Consider the following 2,951-nt stretch of genomic DNA (forward strand, 5'->3'; position numbering starts at 1 on the left):
GCCGCGGGCACCTCCGCGGACAACGAGCGCAAGATGCGCCTGGAGTCCTACGTGCTCGCCGCCCGCCTCGAACAGGTCGCGGCGGCGGCCACCGCCCGGCTGCTGCGGATGTCCTCCGGCCGCTACACGCTGGTCCACTCCGACGACCGCTCCGGCCGCGGCCGCAGCGGCCTCGGGCTGCACGTGGTCGACGCCTGGACGGGCCGGGAGCGGGACACCGCCACCCTCTCCGGCGGCGAGACCTTCTTCGCCTCCCTCGCCCTGGCCCTCGGCCTGGCCGACGTGGTCACCGACGAGGCGGGCGGCGTGCGTCTCGACACCCTCTTCATCGACGAGGGCTTCGGAAGCCTCGACGACCAGACCCTCGACGAGGTCCTCGACGTCCTGGACTCGCTGCGCGAACGCGACCGCAGCGTCGGCATCGTCAGCCACGTCGCCGACCTCAAGCGCCGCGTCCACGCCCAGCTCGAGGTGGTCAAGGGCCGGCAGGGGTCGGTGCTGCGGCAGCGCGGGGCGTCCGGCTGAGCGCGCGGACCGCCGGGCCGCGCGCGCCGAGGGCGGTCAGCCGGTGACCGCCCGGCGCGGGAGGGGCGAGGAGTACACCACACTGGTGGTCACCGACCCGAGTCCGCCGATCCGCCCGGACACCTCCTCCAGGTGCCGCATCGAGCGCGCGGTCACCTTCAGGACGAAGCAGTCGTCCCCCGTCACATGGTGCGCCTCCACGATCTCCGGAGTGGCGGCCACCAGGTCGTGGAACGGCTTGTAGTTCGAGGTCGGGTACCGCAGCCGGACGAACGCCAGCACCGGCAGGCCCAGCCGCTCCGGGTCGACGACCGCCGAGTAACCCCGGATCACCCCGGCCTCCTCCAGCCTGCGCACCCGCTCGGTGACCGCGCTGGGAGACATGGAGACGGCCCGGGCCAGCTCGGTGAAGCTCGCCCGGCCGTCCCGCTGCAGCACGTCGAGGATGCGCAGATCGGTGGCGTCCGGCGTGTACGCCGGGAGATGCGTGGTCATGGGCCGAGCATGCCGGGGATTCCCCGGCGCCACAAGCGGAGCGCCGTGGATCGGCCGTTCAGGGTGACGGCCGTGGCGCCTAGATTTCCGGTGTCGGAAAGCAGCACCGGAAGGAACGTCCCATGACCACCGCCCAGACCCCCGTCGACAACCCCGTGCTGCGCGTCGCGCCCGCCGCACCTGCCGAGGCCGCCGCCTACTTCTCGGCGAGCCTCGCCTTCCACGCGGACGTGTCCGACGTCGCGGCCGCCCTCGCCGCCGCCGGCCCGGACGGCGACCCGGGCTTCGTGCTGGTCGACACCCGGTCCACCGAGTCGTGGGACCAGGGACACGTGCCCGGCGCGCTGCACCTGCCCACCGCACTCCTGCCGCAGCTGGCGGACCGTCTGCTGGATCCGGCGGTCCCGGTCGTCACCTACTGCTGGGGCCCCGGCTGCAACGGCGCAACCCGCGCCGCGCTGGCGCTGTCCCTGCTCGGGTACCGCGTCAAGGAGATGCTCGGCGGCTTCGAGTACTGGGTCCGTGAGGGCTTCGCCTACGAGACCGCCGACGGCGGCGGACGGCAGAGCCCCGACCCGCTCACCGCGCCCGTCGGCGAGGACGCCGACTGCGGGTGCTGAACCCGCGCCGAGGCCGACCCACCGCGGCCGCGGCCCCGGCACCCCTGTCCGTGGCCGCGGCCCCGGCCCCGGCACCCCCGTCCGTCCGCCCGCCGGTGGCACGGGCGGGGGCGCCGGACCCCGTCACAGCCGGGAGAGCTCGTCGACCAGGTCGTCCAGTCCCAGCGAGCCCTGCGAGAGGGCGGCCATGTGCCAGGCCTTGGCGTCGAAGGCGTCGCCGTGCCGCTCGCGGGCCTTCTCGCGGCCCAGCAGCCAGGCGCGCTCGCCCAGCTTGTAGCCGATGGCCTGGGCGGGCATCGACAGGTAGCGCGTCAGCTCGCTCTCCACGAAGTCCGCGGGGCGGCTGCTGTGCGCCCCGAAGAACTCCTGGGCCAGGTCGGGCGTCCACCGCTCACCCGGGTGGAAGGGAGAGTCCGCGGGGATCTCCAGCCCCAGGTGCATGCCGATGTCGACGATCACCCGCGCCGCGCGCATCATCTGCGCGTCCAGGTAGCCGAGCCGCTCCTCCGGGTCCGGCAGGTAGCCCAGTTCGTCCATCAGGCGCTCCGCGTACAGCGCCCAGCCCTCCATGTTGGCGCTGACGCCGCCCACCGTGGCCTGGTAGCGGGAGAGGTCCTTGGCCACGTACGTCCACTGCGCGAGCTGGAGGTGGTGGCCGGGAACGCCCTCGTGGTACCAGGTGGAGACCAGGTCGTAGACGGGGAACCGGGTCAGCCCCATGGTGGGCAGCCAGGTCCGGCCCGGCCGGGAGAAGTCCTCCGACGGGTTGGTGTAGTACGGGGCGGCGGCGCTGCCGGGCGGGGCGATGCAGGACTCCACCCGCTTCACCGGCTCGGCCAGCTCGAAGTGGGTGCCGTCCAGCTCGGCGACGGCACGGTCCATCAGCCCCTGGAGCCACCGGCGGACCTCGTCGACGCCCTCGATGTGCCGTCCGTGCTCGTCCAGGTGGGCCAGCGCCACCCACGGGGTGGCGGCCCCGGGCAGGATCCGCTCCGCCTCGGTCCGCATCTCCCCGAGCAGGCGGTGGTACTCGGCCCACCCGTACGCGTACGCCTCGTCGAGGTCCAGGTCGGTGCCGTTGAAGTAGCGGGCCCAGCGGGCGTACCGCTCCCGGCCCACCGTGTCCGGGGCGCCCGCGACGGCCGGCGCGTACACGTCCCGCATCCAGTCCCGCAGCTCCACCAGGGCGGCGGTGGCGCCACGGGCGGCCTCGTCCAGCTCGGCGCGCAGCTTCTCCGGACCGTCGGCCGCGAAGTCCTCGAACCAGCCGCGGCCGGTGCCGTGCGGGTCCGCCCACTCGGTGAGCTGCCC

General features: G+C 74.2%; 4 protein-coding genes. 2 read left to right on the forward strand and 2 right to left on the reverse strand.

What is annotated here, in order from left to right; translation table 11 throughout:
• A partial coding sequence (locus HW445_RS24650; protein ID WP_306673354.1) for an SbcC/MukB-like Walker B domain-containing protein occupies positions 1 to 525 on the forward strand: 525 nt, incomplete at its 5' end.
• Positions 526 to 561: 36 nt separating this feature from the next.
• Here the strand turns inward: HW445_RS24650 and HW445_RS24655 are convergent.
• The gene (locus tag HW445_RS24655; protein ID WP_180223136.1) at positions 562 to 1,020 is read right to left on the reverse strand and encodes an Lrp/AsnC family transcriptional regulator; all 459 of its coding nucleotides are present in this window, start codon (positions 1,018 to 1,020) and stop codon (positions 562 to 564) included.
• A gap of 122 nt (positions 1,021 to 1,142) precedes the next feature.
• Here HW445_RS24655 and HW445_RS24660 point away from each other — a divergent pair, with 122 nt between their 5' ends.
• Positions 1,143 to 1,640: a rhodanese-like domain-containing protein gene (locus tag HW445_RS24660; protein WP_180223137.1), complete on the forward strand. Its 498-nt coding sequence runs from the start codon at positions 1,143 to 1,145 to the stop codon at positions 1,638 to 1,640.
• Between the two features lie 123 nt (positions 1,641 to 1,763).
• Here HW445_RS24660 and HW445_RS24665 read toward each other — a convergent pair.
• Positions 1,764 to 2,951: DUF885 domain-containing protein (locus HW445_RS24665; protein ID WP_180223138.1), on the reverse strand; the 1,188-nt coding region annotated here is incomplete at its 5' end.

Source organism: Streptomyces sp. UH6 (assembly GCF_013421635.1).
GTDB lineage: Bacteria > Actinomycetota > Actinomycetes > Streptomycetales > Streptomycetaceae > Streptomyces > Streptomyces abyssomicinicus.